The following is a 17,981-nucleotide window of genomic DNA, read 5'->3' as shown; positions in this document are numbered from 1 at the left end:
GAACGCGCCGGCGACCTCGACGCGGACCCCCAGCGGCTCGCGCAGGTCTGTTCCACGAGGAGGAGGCCCGCATCCGGGCGCCCGGGGGCCGCTGATCGGCGTCCCGGTCTGGCGCCGCACGAGGGCAGCAGTGTTACAAATGAGCGTGGTCAACTTTTTCGACCGGTTCCGGGGCACCTCGGTCCGGTCACTGACCGAAAGGCGTCCACGCAGCGTCGCCGGACAGGTGTTCGTCCTGCAGGTGGCGCTCGTCGTGCTGCTGGTGCTGGGCGCCGTCCTCGCGCTGCTCCTCCAGTCGCGGTACGACAGCGACCGCGAGGCGCGCAACCGGTCGGTCGCCGTCGCGCAGTCCTTCGCGCACGCCCCCGGCCTGCTCGAAGTCCTGGAGCAGCCCGACCCGGCGGAGGTGCTGCAGCCGCTGGCCGAGGCCGCCAGGAAGAAAGCCGGCGTCGACTTCATCGTGATCATGGACACCAACGGCATCCGCTACAGCCACCCCCTGCCCGAGCGGATCGGCCAGCGCTTCGTCGGCACCATCGAGCCGTCCCTCGCCGGGCAGGTCATCACCGAACGGATCGAGGGCGGCCCCCTCGGCGACGAGGTGCAGGCCGTCGTCCCTGTGACCAACCCGGAGGGGGAGGTCGTCGCCCTCGTCTCCGCCGGGCTCAAGGTGCAGAACGTGACCGGCGTGGTCAACCAGCAGCTGCCGCTCATCCTCGGCATCAGTGCCGCCGGGCTGGCGGCGGCCACCGCGGGAACGGCGCTCGTCACCCGCCGTCTACGCCGCCAGACACACGGTCTCGGCCCGGCCGAGATGACCCGTGTGTACGAACATCACGACGCCGTCCTGCACGCCGTCCGTGAGGGCGTCGTCATCGTGGGCGGCGACGGCCGGCTCGTCCTCGCCAACGACGAGGCCGAACGGCTCCTGAAGCTGCCGCCCGACGCGGAGGGGCAGCACATCGAGGAGCTGCCGGGCCTGGACCCCCGTATGGCCGACCTGCTGGCCTCCGGCCGTGTCGCCACGGACGAGGTGGTGCCGGCGGCCGGGCGGCTCCTCGCCTGCAACCAGCGCCCCACCGACCCGTTCGGCGGCCCGGGCGGCACTGTCGTCACCATCCGTGACACCACCGAGCTGCGCGCCCTCTCCGGGCGTGCCCAGGTGGCCCGCAAGCGCCTCAATCTGCTGTACGACGCGGGCGTCGGCATCGGCACCACCCTCGATGTCGTACGGACCGCCGAAGAGCTCGCCGATGTCGCCGTGCCGCGCTTCGCCGACTACGTCACCGTCGACCTCGCGGACCCCGTGCTGCGCGGCGAGGAGCCCAGCGGCACCAGCACCGACATGCGCCGCACCGCCTCCCGCGGCATCCGCGACGACCATCCCCTCTACCCGGTCGGCCGCATGATCGCCTTCGTGTCGTCCAGCCCGCAGGCGCGCGGCTTCGGCTCCGGCCGGGCCGAGCTCGTGCCCGACCTGTCGCACGCGCCCGGCTGGCACGCCCAGGACCGGGAGACGACCGCGGCGATCGTGGCGTACGGCATCCACTCGCTCATCACCGTCCCGCTCCAGGCCCGCGGGGTCGTCCTCGGCGTCGCCAACTTCTGGCGCTCCGAGAAGCCCGAGCCGTTCGAGGAGGAGGACGTCGCGCTCGCCGAGGAGCTCGTCGCCCGCGCGGCCGTGGCCATCGACAACGCCCGCCGCTACACCCGCGAGCACGCCATGGCCGTCACCCTCCAGCGCAGCCTGCTGCCCCGTGCCCTGCCCGAGCAGAGCGCCGTGGAGGTCGCCCACCGGTATCTGCCGGCCCAGTCCGGCGTCGGCGGCGACTGGTTCGACGTCATCCCGCTGCCCGGCAGCAGGGTCGCCCTCGTCGTCGGCGACGTCGTCGGCCACGGCCTGCACGCCGCCGCCAGCATGGGGCGCCTGCGCACCGCCGTGCACAACTTCTCCACCCTCGACCTGCCGCCCGACGAGCTGCTCGGCCGCCTGGACGACCTGGTGGGCCGGGTCGACCAGGACGAGGCCGCATCCGACGGCGGTGCCGGCGTCCCGGGCGGTGCCGGCGCCGGAATGACCGGCGCCACCTGCCTCTACGCCGTCTATGACCCGGTGACACGGCGCTGTGCCATGGCCCGGGCCGGGCACCCCATGCCGGCGCTCGTCCACCCCGGCGGGCACGTCGAGTTCCCCGACCTGCCCGCCGGGCCGCCGCTGGGCCTGGGCGGCATACCGTTCGAGACCACCGAGCTGGAGCTGGCCGAGGGCAGCCAGCTGGTCTTCTACACCGACGGCCTGATCGAGGAGCGGACCCGGGACATCGACGTGGGCCTGGAGCTGCTGCGGCAGTCCCTGGCGTACCCGGACCGCACCCCCGAGGAGAGCTGCCGCGCCGTGCTCGAAGCGCTGCTGCCCGCCCACCCCAAGGACGACGTGGCGCTGCTCATCGCCCGCACCCGGTCCCTCGGTCCGGGACAGATCGCCGACTGGGACGTGCCCTTCCACCCCGGTGCCGTCGCCGGCATCCGGGCCGCCGCCACGGAGCGGCTCGACGCGTGGGGGCTGTCCGACATGGCGTTCACGACCGAGCTGGTCCTGAGCGAACTGATCACCAACGCGATCCGCTACGGCTCCGCCCCGGTCCATGTACGGCTGATCCACGACCGCGTCCTGACCTGTGAGGTCGCCGACGGCAGCAGCACCTCACCTCATCTGCGGTACGCGGCGACGACCGACGAGGGCGGCCGGGGCCTGTTCCTCGTGTCCCAGCTGTCCGAGAGGTGGGGCACCCGCTACACCGCCCAGGGCAAGGTCATCTGGGCCGAGCAGCAGCTGCCGGGATCGCCCGCGTACGACGCGGGGCGCGGCGCGGAGTTCCTCTTCGACGGCCTCGACGCCCTCGACGCGGACCCGATCTGACGCCGCCCCGACGGATCCCTGACTACGCTCGGCAGCCATGTTCACCCCCGACGGACCGACCTTCCGGGAGCTGGCCGTCCAGGCCCTCTCCTCCATCGAGCGCGGCTACGACCTGCTCGCCCCCAAGTTCGACGAGACCCCGTTCCGCACGCCGGAGCCGGTGCTGGACGCGGTGGCCGACGGGCTGCGGCCCCTCGGCCCGTTCCGGGCGGGCCTGGACGTCTGCTGCGGCACCGGGGCCGGTACGGGCGTCCTGCGGGAGCTGTGCCGGGAGCGGGTCACCGGCATGGACTTCAGCGCCGGGATGCTCGCCCGTGCCCGCGCCGCCCACCCGCACGAGCCGGGCCGTCCCGACCCGGAGTGGGTGCGGGCCGACGTACGGGCGCTGCCCTTCCGCGCGGAGTTCGATCTGGCCGTGAGCTTCGGCGCGTTCGGGCACTTCCTGCCCGCCGAGCGCCCGGGTCTCTTCGCCCGGGTCCGTAGTGTGCTGCGGCCCGGTGGGCGGTTCGCGTTCCCGGTCGCGGCGCCGCCCCGGGTGGGCTCCCCGGCCTACTGGGCTCTGTGGGGCTTCGACACGGCGATGCGGGTCCGCAACACCCTGTGGCGGCCGCCGTTCGTCATGTACTACCGCACCTTCCGGCTTCGCGACGTGGTCGCCGACCTCGGCCGGGCGGGCCTCACCGTGGAGCTGGTCCCGCTCGACGCGCTCGGCCGGCGCCCGGACGGGGCGCCGCGCTGCCGACTGGTCGTGGCGCGCCGCCCCGGGTGAGGGCGGGGCGGCGACGTGAGGGGATGGACCCGTCGTGTCAGGACCCCTTGCCGACCTCCTTGTTCACCGCCGCCGGGGAGTCGTACTCCTTGTCGGACATGGACTTCAGCGCGTCCATGATCTTCTTGTTGGCGCCGTGCTCCTCCGCCTGCCGGACGATCTCCTCCTTGGAGGCGGGGTAGCTGACGCCACCCAGGTTCTTCTGCATCTCGATCGGGTTCACAGCCATGGCCATCGAGTACCACCGGCATGTGCGACCACACCGGTCCTGTTCCGTGGGGCGAACTCATCACGGTTGCATCACAATGTCGTGTGAAGGCCGGAAATCGCGGGCATATCCCCGCGCGGGGGTGGCGCCCGCTGCGGGCGCCGCCGTGTCGCCCGGCCTTATCGCAGACCACAAGGGAGACGGCCGTCGCTGTCCTCCCCTCCTCACCTCATGGCGTCGGAAAGGCAGGTACGCCCATGCTGTTGGCGCATCCCGCTGTGCTTCGCGAACTCGTGGCCCGGTACGAATCCCTCTGCGCCGTCGCGCAGGAGCGAGCCCTCGCGCCGGATCTGAAACGCCGCCTGGACGATGTGACGTACACGCTCTGCGTGACCACCGGGACCCGTCAGCTGGAGCACGCGCTCGCGGCCGCCAAGGCCAGGCTGGCGGCCACGACCACCGGCTGAGGAGGGAGTTCGGCGGCCCCGGCCCAGGGGTAGACCAGGGCCGCCACGGGTGCCCGCAGGGGAGAGCGGAGTACACCCGGCAGCGAACACGCAGGGCGGCGCGAGGAGGGAGCGCCGCCCATCTGTGTCCGTTCTCCGGGCACCGCGTCGCACCTATCGGTGCCGCAGTGCCGTGCGAGCAGTAAATATATATACCGTTGAGTAAGCAAGGGCATGAAAAATTTCATGCTCGCCGATGGCCGAAAAAATCCGGTGCCACCCGACCGTACCGGGCCCACCGAGACATCCGCAGGAACGCCGGACGACAGCCGTCCGGGCGGCCGTCCGTCAGTCGTCCACGAAGAAGTCGTGCTCCGTCGCGACCTGTTCGTATCCCTCCAACCGGGCCTGTGTGCGCTCCGGTTCGGCATCCGCGATCGCCTGGAGCAGCGCCGCCGACATCACCCCGGGCGCCGCGTACGAGTCGAACACGAGCCGCGACCCGGTCGGTGCGGTGAGCGCCACATCGGCCTCCTCCACCAGCGGTCCCATGGTCAGATCAGTGATCAGCACCACACGGAGCCCGGTGCGGCGCGCCGCCCGGACCGCCGCCAGCGTCTCGTTCGCGTGCCGCGGCATCGCGAACGCCAGTACCCACGAACCGCCCGCCTCCCGCGCCTGCAACAGCGTGTCGTAGGCGACGCTGCCGCCCCGCGTCACCAGCCGCACATCCGGATGGATCCGCCGCGCCGCGTACGCGAAGTACTCCGCGAGCGACACCGAGATCCGCAGCCCCAGCACCGTCAAGGGCACCGATTGCGCCAGCTGCCGGCCCACCTCCAGCACCTGCCCGGGATCGGCGAGAACCCGCCGCAGACTCTCCAGGTTCTCGATCTCCGCGTCGATCGCCGCCTGCAGCTCGTTGCCCCGGATCTCCTCCCGCGAGTCCGGCGTACCCGCCACCGCGCTCAGCGCGATCGGCTGCAACGCCTCCCGCAGCGCCGGAAAGCCGCTGTAACCCAGCGACGTGGCGAACCGTGTCACCGACGGCTGGCTCACGCCCACCCGCTCCGCCAGATCCGTGATCGACAGAAACGCGGCCTCGGTCAGATGGTCCACCAGGTACTGCGCGATGCGCCGCTGTCCCGGGGACAGCCGATGACCCGTGAACAGCGCCCGCACCCGTTCCGCGGGCGTCGGCTCCGGCTCCGGGGACTGCCGCCCCGGCGTGATCGCGGCCGCCTGCGCGCGTGCCTGCTGCCCCGATGGCACTGATGGCACGATCCGCCTCCTTCTCGTCCGAATTGCGCACAACATAGCTCACCTCGGGCCCCCGGCCCCGCCCGGCGACCACCGCCCACCGGCGTGCGCGGAGCCCTCCACCGGGCGCATCCTTACTGTGTGACCTGGTACGGCGCTCCCGGGCACGTCCCGCCCCGGGCCTCCGGGGAGGTGCCGGGGAGCCGGACGGAAGACGGCCGCGTCACCGACGCGCTGGCGATGACGCTCGCGCCCGCGGCCGTCGACGCCATCGAGTCCGTCGGCGGCTACGCCGGCGGTGTCTACCTGCGCTCCCGCACGAAGGGCCTGCTGCGGCTCGCCGTCCTCGCGGGGCTGCCCGTAGACCTCTTCAAGCCCTGGTGGCGGATGCACATCAACCGGCCCTTCCCGGTCGCCGAGTCCTTCCGCTCGGGCAGCCCGGTCCACCTCGCCGACGCCGAGGAGGCCATGCGCCGCTTCCCTCAGCTGATGGCGGGCCTGCCGTTCCCCTTCGGCTCCCTCTACGTCCCGGTCTCCGCCGGCCAGGACCGGTACGGCGTCCTCGTCGCCCTGCGCACCGCCACCCCCGGCCGGCCCGTCGACGCCGCCGACCGGCAGCGCATCCAGAACGCCGCCGACCGCCTCGGCGCCGTCCTCGCCCGCCTCGACGCGGCCGGCACCCCCGTCGCCTGGGACCGCGAACCCGCCCCCGTCCAACTGCCGGCGAGCGCCACACCCCCCGTACGCATCGGCCACCTCGACTGGCGCGTCGACACCGGCACCGTCACCGCCGACCCCGAGCTGTGCCGCATCCTCGGCGGCGAACCCGAGGACTTCCCCGGCACCATCGCCGGGCTCGAGGCGCTTTTCGCCCCGGAGGACGTGTACGGGCTCTGGGCCCTCGTCCGCCAGGTCACCGACTCCACCGGCCCCAACCGGGCGCCCGCCCGCCGCATCTGGCTGAGCGGCCGCGACGGCCGCCCCCACCTCCTCGAACTCGCCCGCCGCGGCGTCCCACCGCCCGCCCACGGGCCGGAACCCCACCACACCCACGTCACCGGCGTCCTCGTCGACCCCGGCACCGGCCCGATCGTCGCGGCCGCCGCCGACCGGCTCTCCACCGGCGTCCTCTCCCTCGACCGCCTCGGCCGCGTCACCTACGTCAGCCGCCGCGCCGAGACCCTCCTCGGCCTCGCCCGTCCCACCCTCGTCGGGCGCGTCCTGTGGGACGCCGTGCCCTGGACCGGCCGCCCCGCCTACGAGGACCACTTCCGCGCCGCCCTCATATCGGCCGAACCCGTCCACTTCCTCGCCCACCGCGCCGCGTCGTCCTGGCTGTCGATGTCCCTCCACCCCGGCCACGACGGACTGACCGTCACCCTCTCCGCCGTCGACGAACCGTCCCACGCCCCCCGCACCGCCGCCGGGCCCGGGGACGGACTCGGCTCCGAGGCCGACCGCGCCGCCGTCCTCTACCGGCCTGTCGCCCTCGCCATCGCCCTCACCGAGGCCGTCACCGCCCGCCAGGTCTCCGAAGTGGTCACCGAGGAGCTCCTCCCCGCCTTCGGCGGCCGCCAGCTCGCCATCTACCTGCTCACCGAACGCCATCTCCACCTGGCCTGGGAGACCGGCTTCCCTCAGGGCTTCCTCGACCGCTTCGACGGCGTCGGCCTCGACGCCCGGCTGCCCGGCGTGGAGACCCTCACCTCCGGCCGGCCGATCTTCTTCGAGTCCATGCAGCGCCTCGCCGCCGCCTACCCCGGCATCCCCCTCGACGCCCACGTCGGCGCCCGCGCCTTCCTCCCGCTCATCGCCTCCGGACGCCCCGTCGGCTCCTGCATCCTCGGCTTCGACCAGCCCCGCGGCTTCACCCCCGAGGAGCGCACCGTCCTCACCGCTCTCGCCGGACTCATCGCCCAGGCCCTCCAGCGGGCCCAGCGCTACGACACCGAGGCCGCCCTCGCCCGCGGCCTCCAGTCCGCCCTCCTGCCGCACCGGCTGCCCCGCCACCGCCACATCGACACCGTCGGCCGCTACCTGCCCGGGACCCAGGGCATGGACGTCGGAGGCGACTGGTACGACGTCGTCGAGACCTCGCGCGGACTCGCCCTGGTCATCGGCGACGTCCAGGGCCACGGCGTCTCCGCCGCCGCCACCATGGGCCAGCTCCGCAGCGCCGTACGCGCCTTCGCCCTCGCCGGGCACGACCCGAGCGAGGTGATGAGCGGCACCAACCGGCTCCTCATCGACCTCGACCCCGGCCAGTTCGCCAGCTGCTGCTACGGCGTCCTCGACCCGCACACCGGCCTCCTCCAGACCGCCCGCGCCGGCCACCTGCCGCCCCTGCTGCGCCACCCCGACGGCCGCACCGAGGTCCTCCACCTGCCCGGCGGCGTCGTCCTGGGGATCGACACGGACGCCGACTACCCGGTCACCGAGCTGCGCATACCCCGCGGCGCCGTACTCGCCCTGTTCACCGACGGGCTCGTCGAACAGCCCGGCACCGACATCGACCTGGGCATCGAACACCTGCGCGCCGCCCTGGCCGCCGTCGGACCCGCCTCGCTGTCCACCACCGCCGACCGGCTCATCGACGAGGTCGTCGAGGCCAAGGACCGGCCCGACGACATCGCCCTCCTCCTCGCCGCCCGCTGGGACGACGGCGACTGGCCCGGCCGCGGCAGGGCGGAGGACCGTACGGACCGGCCCACCCGTACGACACCGCCGCCCCCGCCCCGCATCCCGCGGCCGGAGCCCCGGGCACCCCGCACCGGAGCGGACACGTGACGCCCGCGCGGCCCCGCGGTTGTGCCCGCGGAACGGGCGACCGACCATGAGGAGGACGGACGAGGCAGGTGCCATGATCGCGGTGAACGCAGCGGAGGGTGCCGACTTCCGAGGCCCCCTGGATGTCACGAGAGCGGCGACGGCCGTCCTGGACGCCGAGGGGCGGATCATCGGATGGGGTCCCGCCGCCGAACGCCTCCTCGGCCACCCGCCCGAGGAGGCCATAGGCCGCCCCATCGGCCGCCTCGTCGTCGACCGCGCGGGTGCCTACCAGGTCGCCGCGGACCTCCCCGGTGCCGCCCGGGCACGCCGCCAGGTCCTCCACATGCGCCACCGCGACGGCCGCATCATCCGGGTCACCACGGCCACGCTGCCGCTCTTCCGCACCGACACGGGACCCGCCCGCCTCCTCGCCGTCGCCGACGCCGACGAGACGGAACGCTGGGAGGCCCTGCAGTCCATGCTGCGCGGCCTCGCCACCCAGTCACCCGTCGGGCTCGCCATCTACGACACCGACCTGCGGGTCGTCTGGACCAACCACGCCCTGTACCAGGAGATGGGCACCTCCCAGTACGCCGGACTCGGCCCCGACGACATGGTCTCCGCCGGAGAGGTCCTCTCCGCCGGGCACCCGCCCACGCTGGAGGAGACCATGCGCCGGGTCCTCACCACCGGCGAACCGGTCATCGAACTCCACTACCGCGGCCGTCCGCCCGTCGACCCCGACCACGACCACGTCTGGTCCTGCTCCTACTACCGCCTCCAGGACGCCGACGGCACCTTCCTCGGCGTCTGCGAGGAGACCGTCGACGTCACCGACCGCTACCTCGCCCAGCAGCGCCTCGATCTCCTCGTCCGGGCCGGCGGGCACGTCGGCACCACCCTCGACATGAACCGCACCGCCCGCGAGCTCTCCTCCGTCGCCGTCCCCCAGTTCGCCGACGGCGTCACCGTCGACCTCGCCGACGCCGTCCTGCGTGGCGACCCGCCCGCACCCGGCACCGCCGCCACCGGCCGCCTCGTCCGCGTGTGGAGCGGCTCCGCCGACGGCGCGGCCGCACACACGGACGGCACACGCTCCGCCGGTGGGCGGGAGACCGTCCAGTACCCGCCCGACTCGCCGCAGATGCGCTGCCTCACCACCGGACGCGCCGTCCTCGACCTGTCGGCGCCCTCACTGCTCGTCGTACCGCTGCGCACGGAGGGCGCGCCGCTCGGCGTGGTCACCTTCAGCCGCGACCGCCATCCCGACCCGTTCGGCGTCGAGGATCTGCCGGTCGCCGACGAGCTCGTCGCCCGCACCGCCGTCTGCATCGACAACGCCCGCCGGTTCACCCGCGAGCACATGGCCGCCCTGACCCTCCAGCACAGCCTGCTGCCCCGCAGCCTGCCCCGGCTCACCGCCGTCGACGTCGCCCACCGCTACCTGCCCGCCGACAGCAAGGCGGGCGTCGGCGGCGACTGGTTCGACGTCATCACCCTCTCCGGCGCTCGCGTCGGCCTCGTCGTCGGCGACGTCGTCGGCCACGGACTCGGCGCCGCCGCCACCATGGGCCGGCTCCGCACCAGCGTCCGCGTCCTCGCCCGGCAGGACCTCGCCCCCGACGAACTCCTCACCCGCCTCGACGACCTGATCACCCAGGCCGCCGACGAGGAGGCCGCCGTCCCCGGCTCCGTCACGGGGGGTGTCGCCGCCGGCGCCGCCCGCGGCGACGACGTACCCGACGACCAGGCCGTCGGCGCCAGCTGTCTGTACGCCGTCTACGACCCCGTCACCGGCGTCGTCCGGCTGGCCCGCGCCGGGCACCCCGCCCCCGCCGTCCTCGACGCCGCGACCGGCACCGTCACCGTGCCCGACGTACCCGGCGGACCGCCCCTCGGACTGGGCGGCCTGCCCTTCGAGAGCACCGAACTGCACCTCCCCGAGGGCAGCCTCGTCGCCCTCTTCACCGATGGCCTGGTCCGCGGCCGTCACCGCGACCCCGAGACCGAGCTCGACGAGCTGGGCACCCTCCTCGCCGACCACCGTGACCGCCCCCTGCCCGAACTCTGCGACCGGGTCGTCACCGCCCTCCTGACCGGGCCCGTCGAGGACGACGCGGCACTGCTCCTCGTCCGCACCCGCATGCTCGACAGCGCCCGGATCGTCACCTGGGACCTCGCCATCGGACCGGAGGAGGTCGGCCGCGCCCGCGACCTCGCCGCCCGCCAGACCGCCGCCTGGGGCCTGGAAGAACTCACCTTCACCACCGAGGTCGTCGTCAGCGAACTCGTCACCAACGCCCTCCGCTACGCGGCGGGACCCGTACAGCTGCGCCTCATCCGCGACCGCAGCCTCATCTGCGAGGTCTCCGACACCGGCCACACCTCCCCCCACCTGCGGCGCGCCGCCATCGACGACGAGGGCGGCCGCGGTCTGTTCCTCGTCGCGCAGATGACCCAGCACTGGGGCACCCGCTACACCGCCACCGGCAAGACCATCTGGGCCGAGCAGGCCCTGCCCACGCCCGTGACGTGAGGGTTTGGCCCCACCCGGCGTCGGCAACCCGGAGGGGTGAACCCGGAGAACCGCGGCCTCGAACGCCGGGAGGCACGTCATGGCAGCTTCCGAACAGATCACCGCCGAGCTGTGGGACGAGTTCCACACCGTCGTCAACATGACCTCGCGCGAGCTCCAGGAGTGGCTGAGCACCGAGGCGGCGGGCGAGGAGACCGAGGAGCTCCCCGACCGCGCCGGACCGCCCACCGGCCGCCGCGTTCTGGAGATCCTCGGCAAGCGGCGCACCGACCTCACCGCCGACGACATCGCCGTCATGCGGCGGGTCTGCGAGATCGTCCGCAGCCGGCGCGACCCGTCGCTGGACCCGAAGGCCGGCGGAGCGGACTGGCGGCACGCCCTGATGGACATCGGCCACGACCCGCTCAAGCCCACGGCATGACCCACGCCCGTGCGCCTCACCCACGCCCGGCCCACGGACTGCCGGGTACGTGCGGGTCCGCCACGGACGCGGCCTCCGCTCTCCGGACCCGGCGGGGAGCCCGTGAGTGATCCGGCCGAACCCGCCCGGAACCGAGGGTCCAGCACGCTCAGCTCGGCCGGGCTGCCGATGTTCACCGGGCAGCGCAGCCCGTGCGCGGCGGCGGTCAGCACACCCCGTGCAGGAGCGTGAACCCGGGGTCGTCCAGCAGACCGGACACGTTCTCGCGGCGCCTGGTGCTGAAGTCGTCCACGCAGGTCACCGCCGTACCGGCCGAGAGCAGCCCGGTGCACAGGCGGGATCCGACGAAGCCCGCGCCGCCCGTCACGACGGCGTGCTGCCAACCGCGCGCAAACGCGGTGTTCATCCGGCCTCCCAGGTCGTCGCTCGGGCGTACGGTCAGCGTCGGGTCAGGTCTGGTCACGTCAGATCGGGTCAGGCCAGGCCGTCGCTCAAGGCGACACGGTCTCGGTGATGAGCAGATCCGTCAGCGCGGACATCCCGCCGTCGGCGAGCGTCCTGCGCTGCTGGTCGGCCGGAGTGCCCTGCTGGAGCAGCCGGTGCACCAGCGACGTCACCTCGCGCACGTCCCCGGCCTCCTCGAGTGCCGGGGTCACGGCGTCGAGCAGCAGGCACAGCACGTCCCCGGCCCGCCGGCACCTGCCCTCCGGGTCCATGAGCAGGTCGCTCAGCCCGTGCCGGGCGGCGTACCAGTTCGAGGCCAGCAACTGCTCGGGCGGGCAGTGCGGGAAAGGCGCGCCGGTCTCCTCCGCACGTATCGCCGTGGCCACCATCGCCCGGACGATTCCGGCGAACATGACCGCGGCGTCCGCCCTCAGCTGCACGTCGATGCAGCGCACCTCAAGGGTCGGGTAGCGGTCGGAGAGCCGTGCCTGCCAGTAGATCTGGCCGGTGTCGGAGATCACTCCGGAGTCCAGCAGCACCTGCACACGCCGGTCGTGGTCCTCGACGTCGGCGAAGGCCGGCGGGGGGCCGCTCACCGCCCACCTGCCGAAGATCACCGTGCGCCAGCTCGCGAAGCCCGTGTCCCGGCCGTCCCACAGGGGCGAGTTCGCCGACATCGCCACCAGGACCGGCAGCCAGGGCCGGATCCGGTTGAGCACGGTGACCGCGGTGGCCCGGTCGGGTACCGCGACGTGTACGTGCATGCCGTTGACCAGCTGTTCGGTGACCAGCTGCGGGGCCTGCGAGCGCATCGCCAGGTAACGGGCGTCCTTGGTGACCGGCACGGGCGCGGTCTCGCGGTACGGGGCGGTACCCGTCGCCACGATCCGGCAGCCGTTCTTCTCCGCGGCCATGCCGAGTGCGTGCCGCAGCCGGAGCAGATGGCCGCCCACCTCGTCCAGGTCGGTGCAGATGGGAGTGGCCACCTCGATCTGGGCCTGCAGGAGCTCCGACTGGACCTCCTTGGCGTCCACGATCGGCTCCAGTCCGGCGGCCCCGCGCACCGCGTCGGCGAGCGGCACGGGGAGGCAGGTGACCGGATCGACGAGGAAGTACTCTTCCTCGACCCCAACGGTGATCATGTGCCGCCGGGTACCCGGAAATATCCCAGCGAACCGGGAGTACGGTGCGAAGCGCTTCGGTCACCCGTTCGGCTGAGGCGGGCGTGCGCGGACCGGCTGTCCGGGCGTCACCCCGCTGTGGCCTGCCGCGATGCCCCTCGGGCGCTGCCGCCCCTGCGGGCGAGCCGCCCGGGCACCGCAGGTCTCTCCGCCCACCCGGCTCACGTGGCGCCCCCGTTCCAGCAGCCGGCCGACCGGTGCCGCAGTTCGCCGACGAGTCGGTGCCAGGTCGCGAGGACCGGGATGAGCGCGCTGGTCACGGCCATGGTGACGACCTCGCCGCGGGTGCGGGGGCCCGGGGCGATCCGTGCGCGGGCGAACTCGGCCGTGCCGAGCAGCCAGCCGCCCGCCGCGTACGCCGCCGCCCTGCGCCGTCCGGCGGCCGCCAGGCCCAGGGCGAGGGCGCCCGCCGCGGTGATCGCGGCGTGTCGGCGGATGCGGCCGCGTGGCGCGGCGGCGCGGGCCCACCAGTCGGGGCCGTGGAGCCGGACCATCAGCGCGTCGTCGGCGTTGCCGCGCTGCACCCGCAGGGACACCCACCGGTCGGCGGGCCGTACGGGATGGTCCGTACGGCGTCGGCCGCGCCGGATCAGCCACCCGGCGTCGTTCACCCGCAGGGCCAGGTCGGCGTCCTCGCGGAGGACGCGCTGGAACCGTTCGTCGAAGCCGCCCACCGCGCGCAGCGCCTCCGTGCGGTACGCCATGTCGGCGGTGGCCCACAGGGCCCGCTCCAGGCTCGCCGTGTTGCGCTCCCAGTCGGTGGGCGGCCGGTGGGTGGGCAGCGGAACACGCAGGACGCCCTGGACGCCGCCGGTGTCGGGCGACGCCTCGGCGAGGTCGCGGGCCAGCTCCGCCCGCCATGTGGGGCCGACCCGTACGTCGTCGTCCAGGAGGACCGTCCAGGGCTCCTCCACCTCCCGCAGCCCGGCGTTCCGGGCGGCTGCCGGTCCGTGTCCGCCGCTGCGGAGCAGGACGGCCCGGTCTGAGAGGGGCCCCAGTGCGTCCAGGGAGAGGTCGTCGGGCGGCGGCTCGCCGGGGCGGTCGTCGACGACGACGATGCGGTGCGGCTCCGGTCCCTCGCTCGCGGCGAGTGAGCGGAGGCAGTCGGCGAGGCAGGGCCGCCCGAGGGTCGGGACGACCACGGCGTACGAGGCGGGCGGAGAGCTCATACGGCGGCGCCTCCCGTTCCGGGACCGGTCACAAAGGCGTATGGAGTGCCCATATTTGATCACCTTATGCATGGATCGCCCTGTTCCGCAGGGGCGATCCACGCATAAGGGGGTGGGCCGCGCGGGAACGGGCCGCCTTCCGCGCCGCTACGAGCCGTGTGTCTGCTCCTCGGGCTCGGGGATGCCCTCGGGCCGCTCACCCTCCGCCTGGGAAGGCGTCGTCGGGGTCACGTCCCGGTGCTCGGGGAACGACGCGGACTCGCGCACCTCGGGCCGGCCCTCCTTCTGCTCACGCTCCGTCTCCCGTGCCTTCCGTCGCTCACTCTCCGCCCTGGACGAGGTCTTCCCGCTCATGCCGAAGCCTCCTTGTCGAACCTGCCGTGCCTGACGTGTCGTGCGATGTTCTCGGGAACGGGACGGGTACCCCGCAGCGGCCGTGCTCTGCGCCGGTACGCCGGGACGGTGAGCGCGTGCGGCAGCAGCCGCGCAGCCAGGCCCCCGGCCCGGGTCGCCGGCGACCCGGCGATCACCGAGCCACGGCCGCGCATCAGGCCGGCGTAGCCCTGCGCGGCGACCAGCGCCGGGTCGTCCTTCGCCGGCCGGCTGCCGAGCAGTGTGTCCTCCAGGCCGGCGCGGCGGAAGAAGTCCGTGTCGGTGACGCCCGGCAGCAGCGACGTCACGGTGACCCCCGTGCCCTTCAACTCGTCCCGGAGCGCCTCGGTGAAGGACTGCAGGAACGCCTTGGACGCGTTGTAGACGGCCTGATACGGGCCGGGTACCAGCGAGGCGATCGACGAGACGATCAGCAGGCGGCCCGCGCCCGCCTCCACCATGCCGGGCAGCAGGCGGCGTGCCAGGTGCACGGTGGAAGCGATGTTCAGGTCGATGATGCGGGCCTCGTCGGCGAGGTCCGCGGCGAGGAAGGCCCCGCACGTGCTGACGCCCGCGTTGAGCGCGGCGGCCGCGACGGGCTGTCCGGTGGCGCCGACGGCCAGGTGCAGCTGCTCCACACCGTCGTAGAGGGCGAGGTCGGCCCGTACGAAGGCGACATCGGCGCCGACCCGCCGCAGCGTGTCGGCGGTGGTCTCCAGCCGCCGGTCCTCCGCGCAGACCACCAGATCGAAACCGTGTCCGGCGAACTGGCGGGCCAGCTCCCACCCGATGCCGCTGGAGGCGCCGGTCACCACGGCCAGGGGCTTGTCGGCCTTCACCGGCCCCGGGTACCCCGCCCCGACTGGATCGAACGGCCTTCGATGATTTATCGTTCATCTAAGCGGTTGTGAAGACGCCTTCACACGCCTGTGAGCTGCCCCGGCTGGTACCCCCGTCCAGCCGGGGCTTTTCGACGAGGACACCCCGGCGCTCCTGCGCGCCCGCCAGGAGCAGCTGCGGCTGGAGTGGGGCACACGGGAAGAGGCCGACTACGCCGGCCGGCTCCAGGTCGCCGGTGTCGACAGCGGCGCCGGCGAGGTCGCCGTGCACCTGTCGTTCTTCGACGAGCGGCACGACCCCGGCGAGCGGCGGGTGAACGAAGCCCTCGACCGCAGCCTGCACCGCCTGGCGGACCAGGTACGCCTCCACGTGGACACCCCGGGGGCTGACCCCGGGCACGGGACACCCGGCGGCCGTCATCAGGTCTCCACGCCCGGCGGCGGCGGCTCGGCCCCGGTGCCGCGCAGGCGGCGTGACAGGGCGACCAGGCGCGGGTGTCGTTCGCCGAGCTCCGCCGCGCGACGGTCCAGCTCCTCGGTCAGCCGCTCGGTGCGCTGGTCGACGTCCAGTTCGTCGAGGATCCGGTCGATCTCGCTGAGCAGCGCCCCGTGCAGCTGCCACTGCCGGGGGTGCTCCTGGACGTCCTCCAGCAGCAGGTCGGCCACCCGGTTCCGGGCCTCCCGGCCCGCCGCCAGCGCCTCGGTGAGGCGGGCCTCCGCGTCCTCGGCGCTCGCCGCGACCTGCGTGGTGATCAGCCGGGCGAAGCTCTCCACCGCGCGCGCCATGTGCCCGAACACCTCCCGCAGCAGGGCCGCCACGTCCGTCGGGAAGAGCGTCTCGTCGGTGCGGAACTTCGCCAGGTCCGTCAGCGTCCGCGACAGCACCCGCAGCACCACGGCGCAGATCTCCAGCGTGTCCAGGCCGGTCCGCAGCACCACCCGGGCCAGCAGCCCCTGCCGCACCCTCGGGTTGAGCCGCAGGCTGTCCTCCGCCTGCCGCAGGGACGCGTCCACCTCCACGATGGCGTGGTCCAGCCGCCGCGCCTCGTGCAGCCGGGCCGCCGCGTGCGCCACCGGGACATGGCCGAGTCCCGCGATGTCGTCGCCCATCGTGCGCAGCATGCGGCCCATCCCGCCCGCCAGCCCCTCGATGGAGGCCCCGGCCGACTGTACCCACACCGGCGGCGCGAGCAGCAGGTTGAACAGCATCCCGACCCCCGCCCCGATCAGCGTCTCCAGCACCCGGTGCCAGGCGGCGGAGCCCACCTGCGTCACGCCGAGCACCAGCATCGCGCTGATCGCCACCTCGGGGACGAACTCGCTCACCCGGACCAGATGCCCCACGATCAGCGACGCGAAGATCGTCAGCCCGAGGCTCCACCACGTCAGCCCCACCAGCGCGGTGAACCCGATCGCCACGAGCACGCCGGCCACCACCGAGTTGACCCTGCGGATCCCGGTCGTCAGCGTCGCGTACAGGGTCACCTGCACCACCAGCAGCGCCGTCAGCGGCGCGGTCAGCGGCGCCGGCTGCGAGGGCAGCACCTGCAGGGCGACCACGTACGAGATGACCGCCGCCGCGGTCGAACGCAGCGTCTGCGCCGCCACGGGCTCGGTCGTCCGCCGCACCAGCTTGATCACGGGCGTCGCTGACACTGCTTCCGGCATCCCGTTCCTCCGCCCTCTGCGCCCACTCCGCCCCGCCGTCCTGTCGCGCCGCCATGCCCGCGCCGTGTGTTTGCCGACCCCGGTGCGTGGTACCGGCCCACGCATGAATCAGGGCACTGCCGTCGCCGTCGTCACCGGCTCCGACTCCGGTATCGGCCGTGCGACCGCCGTCCGCCTCGCCCAGCAGGGCATGGACATCGGCATCACATGGCACAACGACCAGGACGGCGGACTGGAGACCGCCGACGAGGTGCGGGCCCACGGGCGCCGCGCCGCCGTGGCGCAGATGGACCTCACCCGGCTCCCGGAGGCCGCCGGGGTCGTGGACGACCTGGCCCGCGAGCTCGGCCGGATCGACGTCCTCGTCAACAACGCGGGCACCGGCACCGCCACGCCCTTCCTCGACCTGCAGTACCCGACCGTGCGCGATGTGATCGACGTCGACCTGGTCGGACCGTTCCTGTGCGGTCAGTTCGCCGCCCGCCGAATGATCGGGCAGGGCGAGGGCGGCCGTATCGTGAACGTCACGTCGGTGCACGAGCACCAGCCGCGCGTGGGCGCCGCCCCGTACTGCGCGGCCAAGGGCGGACTCGGGCTGCTCACGCAGGTGATGGCCCTGGAGCTGGCCGAGTACGGCATCACCGTCAACGCCGTCGCGCCCGGCGAGATCGCCACGCCGATGACCGGCCAGGAGGACGAGGACGTGTACAGCGAGAACCGGCCCGGCATCCCGCTCGGCCGGCCGGGTGACGCCCGCGAGGTCGCGGCCGTCATCGCCTTCCTGGCGAGCGAGGACGCCTCGTACGTGACCGGGGCGTCCTGGACCGTGGACGGCGGCATGCTCCGCATGGGTCCGCAGGCCGGGTCGCACCTGGAGAGCGACGCCTGGCGCCGCCCGTGACGCGGCGGCATCCCGGCCCGGGGCGTCAGTCACGATCTCCGGTTCCTCTCGGGCTGCGGGCTGCGGGCTGCGGGCCGC

15 protein-coding genes and 1 pseudogene are annotated in these 17,981 nt (G+C 73.7%); 7 read left to right on the top strand and 9 right to left on the bottom strand.

Annotated features, from left to right (window positions below):
- Nucleotides 1-139 precede the first annotated feature (139 nt).
- Both FVS66_RS16430 and FVS66_RS16425 read left to right on the top strand, forming a co-directional pair.
- Nucleotides 140-2,920, top strand: a complete 2,781-nt coding sequence (locus FVS66_RS16430) for a SpoIIE family protein phosphatase/ATP-binding protein (protein ID WP_149181930.1) — start codon at nucleotides 140-142, stop codon at nucleotides 2,918-2,920.
- 37 nt (nucleotides 2,921-2,957) lie between these two features.
- Nucleotides 2,958-3,689, top strand: coding sequence for a class I SAM-dependent methyltransferase (locus FVS66_RS16425; protein WP_149181929.1), 732 nt, complete (start codon nucleotides 2,958-2,960; stop codon nucleotides 3,687-3,689).
- 37 nt (nucleotides 3,690-3,726) lie between these two features.
- Here the strand turns inward: FVS66_RS16425 and FVS66_RS16420 are convergent, their stop codons facing one another.
- Complete coding sequence (locus tag FVS66_RS16420) at nucleotides 3,727-3,918, bottom strand: DUF2795 domain-containing protein (RefSeq protein WP_149181928.1); 192 nt, start codon at nucleotides 3,916-3,918, stop codon at nucleotides 3,727-3,729.
- Between the two features lie 236 nt (nucleotides 3,919-4,154).
- Here FVS66_RS16420 and FVS66_RS16415 point away from each other — a divergent pair, with 236 nt between their 5' ends.
- Nucleotides 4,155-4,364 carry a DUF5133 domain-containing protein gene (locus FVS66_RS16415; RefSeq protein ID WP_149181927.1) on the top strand — a complete coding sequence of 70 codons (210 nt, stop codon included), beginning with the start codon at nucleotides 4,155-4,157 and terminating at the stop codon, nucleotides 4,362-4,364.
- A gap of 327 nt (nucleotides 4,365-4,691) precedes the next feature.
- On the opposite strand, the gene FVS66_RS16410 is transcribed toward FVS66_RS16415, so the two are convergent.
- Nucleotides 4,692-5,615: a MurR/RpiR family transcriptional regulator gene (locus FVS66_RS16410; RefSeq protein ID WP_187645551.1), complete on the bottom strand. Its 924-nt coding sequence runs from the start codon at nucleotides 5,613-5,615 to the stop codon at nucleotides 4,692-4,694.
- Between the two features lie 129 nt (nucleotides 5,616-5,744).
- On the opposite strand from FVS66_RS16410, the gene FVS66_RS16405 reads away from it, so the two are divergent.
- The 3 genes from FVS66_RS16405 to FVS66_RS16395 all read left to right on the top strand — a co-directional run bounded on the left by FVS66_RS16405 (nucleotide 5,745) and on the right by FVS66_RS16395 (nucleotide 11,329).
- The gene (locus tag FVS66_RS16405; RefSeq protein ID WP_399225677.1) at nucleotides 5,745-8,390 is read left to right on the top strand and encodes a SpoIIE family protein phosphatase; all 2,646 of its coding nucleotides are present in this window, start codon (nucleotides 5,745-5,747) and stop codon (nucleotides 8,388-8,390) included.
- A 73-nt stretch (nucleotides 8,391-8,463) separates the two neighbouring features.
- Complete coding sequence (locus FVS66_RS16400) at nucleotides 8,464-10,908, top strand: SpoIIE family protein phosphatase (protein WP_149181925.1); 2,445 nt, start codon at nucleotides 8,464-8,466, stop codon at nucleotides 10,906-10,908.
- A gap of 79 nt (nucleotides 10,909-10,987) precedes the next feature.
- Nucleotides 10,988-11,329, top strand: a complete 342-nt coding sequence (locus FVS66_RS16395; RefSeq protein WP_149181924.1) for a DUF3140 domain-containing protein — start codon at nucleotides 10,988-10,990, stop codon at nucleotides 11,327-11,329.
- Nucleotides 11,330-11,549: 220 nt separating this feature from the next.
- On the opposite strand, the pseudogene FVS66_RS16390 reads toward FVS66_RS16395, so the two are convergent.
- The 7 genes and pseudogenes from FVS66_RS16390 to FVS66_RS16360 all read right to left on the bottom strand — a co-directional run.
- Nucleotides 11,550-11,735, bottom strand: a pseudogene (locus FVS66_RS16390) (NAD-dependent epimerase/dehydratase family protein); the annotation flags it as partial.
- An 85-nt stretch (nucleotides 11,736-11,820) separates the two neighbouring features.
- Nucleotides 11,821-12,915 (bottom strand): glutamate--cysteine ligase, encoded by a 1,095-nt coding sequence (locus FVS66_RS16385; RefSeq protein ID WP_149181923.1) that lies wholly within the window; start codon nucleotides 12,913-12,915, stop codon nucleotides 11,821-11,823.
- 200 nt (nucleotides 12,916-13,115) lie between these two features.
- Nucleotides 13,116-14,123: a glycosyltransferase gene (locus tag FVS66_RS16380; RefSeq protein ID WP_149181922.1), complete on the bottom strand. Its 1,008-nt coding sequence runs from the start codon at nucleotides 14,121-14,123 to the stop codon at nucleotides 13,116-13,118.
- A gap of 147 nt (nucleotides 14,124-14,270) precedes the next feature.
- On the bottom strand, nucleotides 14,271-14,477 hold the full coding sequence (locus FVS66_RS16375; protein ID WP_149181921.1) for a hypothetical protein: 207 nt from the start codon (nucleotides 14,475-14,477) through the stop codon (nucleotides 14,271-14,273).
- Nucleotides 14,474-15,334, bottom strand: a complete 861-nt coding sequence (locus FVS66_RS16370) for an SDR family oxidoreductase (RefSeq protein ID WP_149181920.1) — start codon at nucleotides 15,332-15,334, stop codon at nucleotides 14,474-14,476. The genes FVS66_RS16375 and FVS66_RS16370 overlap by 4 nt, the downstream gene beginning before the upstream one ends.
- 58 nt (nucleotides 15,335-15,392) lie before the next feature.
- Entirely contained in the window at nucleotides 15,393-15,755 is a 363-nt protein-coding gene (locus FVS66_RS35045; protein WP_187645548.1) for a hypothetical protein, read from the bottom strand.
- Complete coding sequence (locus FVS66_RS16360) at nucleotides 15,755-17,002, bottom strand: aromatic acid exporter family protein (RefSeq protein WP_149181919.1); 1,248 nt, start codon at nucleotides 17,000-17,002, stop codon at nucleotides 15,755-15,757. Before FVS66_RS16360 ends, FVS66_RS35045 begins: the two co-directional genes overlap by 1 nt.
- Nucleotides 17,003-17,105: 103 nt before the next feature.
- Here FVS66_RS16360 and FVS66_RS16355 point away from each other — a divergent pair, with 103 nt between their 5' ends.
- On the top strand, nucleotides 17,106-17,903 hold the full coding sequence (locus FVS66_RS16355) for an SDR family oxidoreductase (protein ID WP_149181918.1): 798 nt from the start codon (nucleotides 17,106-17,108) through the stop codon (nucleotides 17,901-17,903).
- The last annotated feature ends 78 nt before the right edge of the window (nucleotides 17,904-17,981 follow it).

This window comes from Streptomyces sp. TRM49041, from assembly GCF_008271805.1.
Taxonomy (GTDB): Bacteria; Actinomycetota; Actinomycetes; order Streptomycetales; family Streptomycetaceae; genus Streptomyces.
Note: the sequence above shows the minus strand (reverse complement) of the source record. Positions and strands in the feature narration are given on the sequence as shown.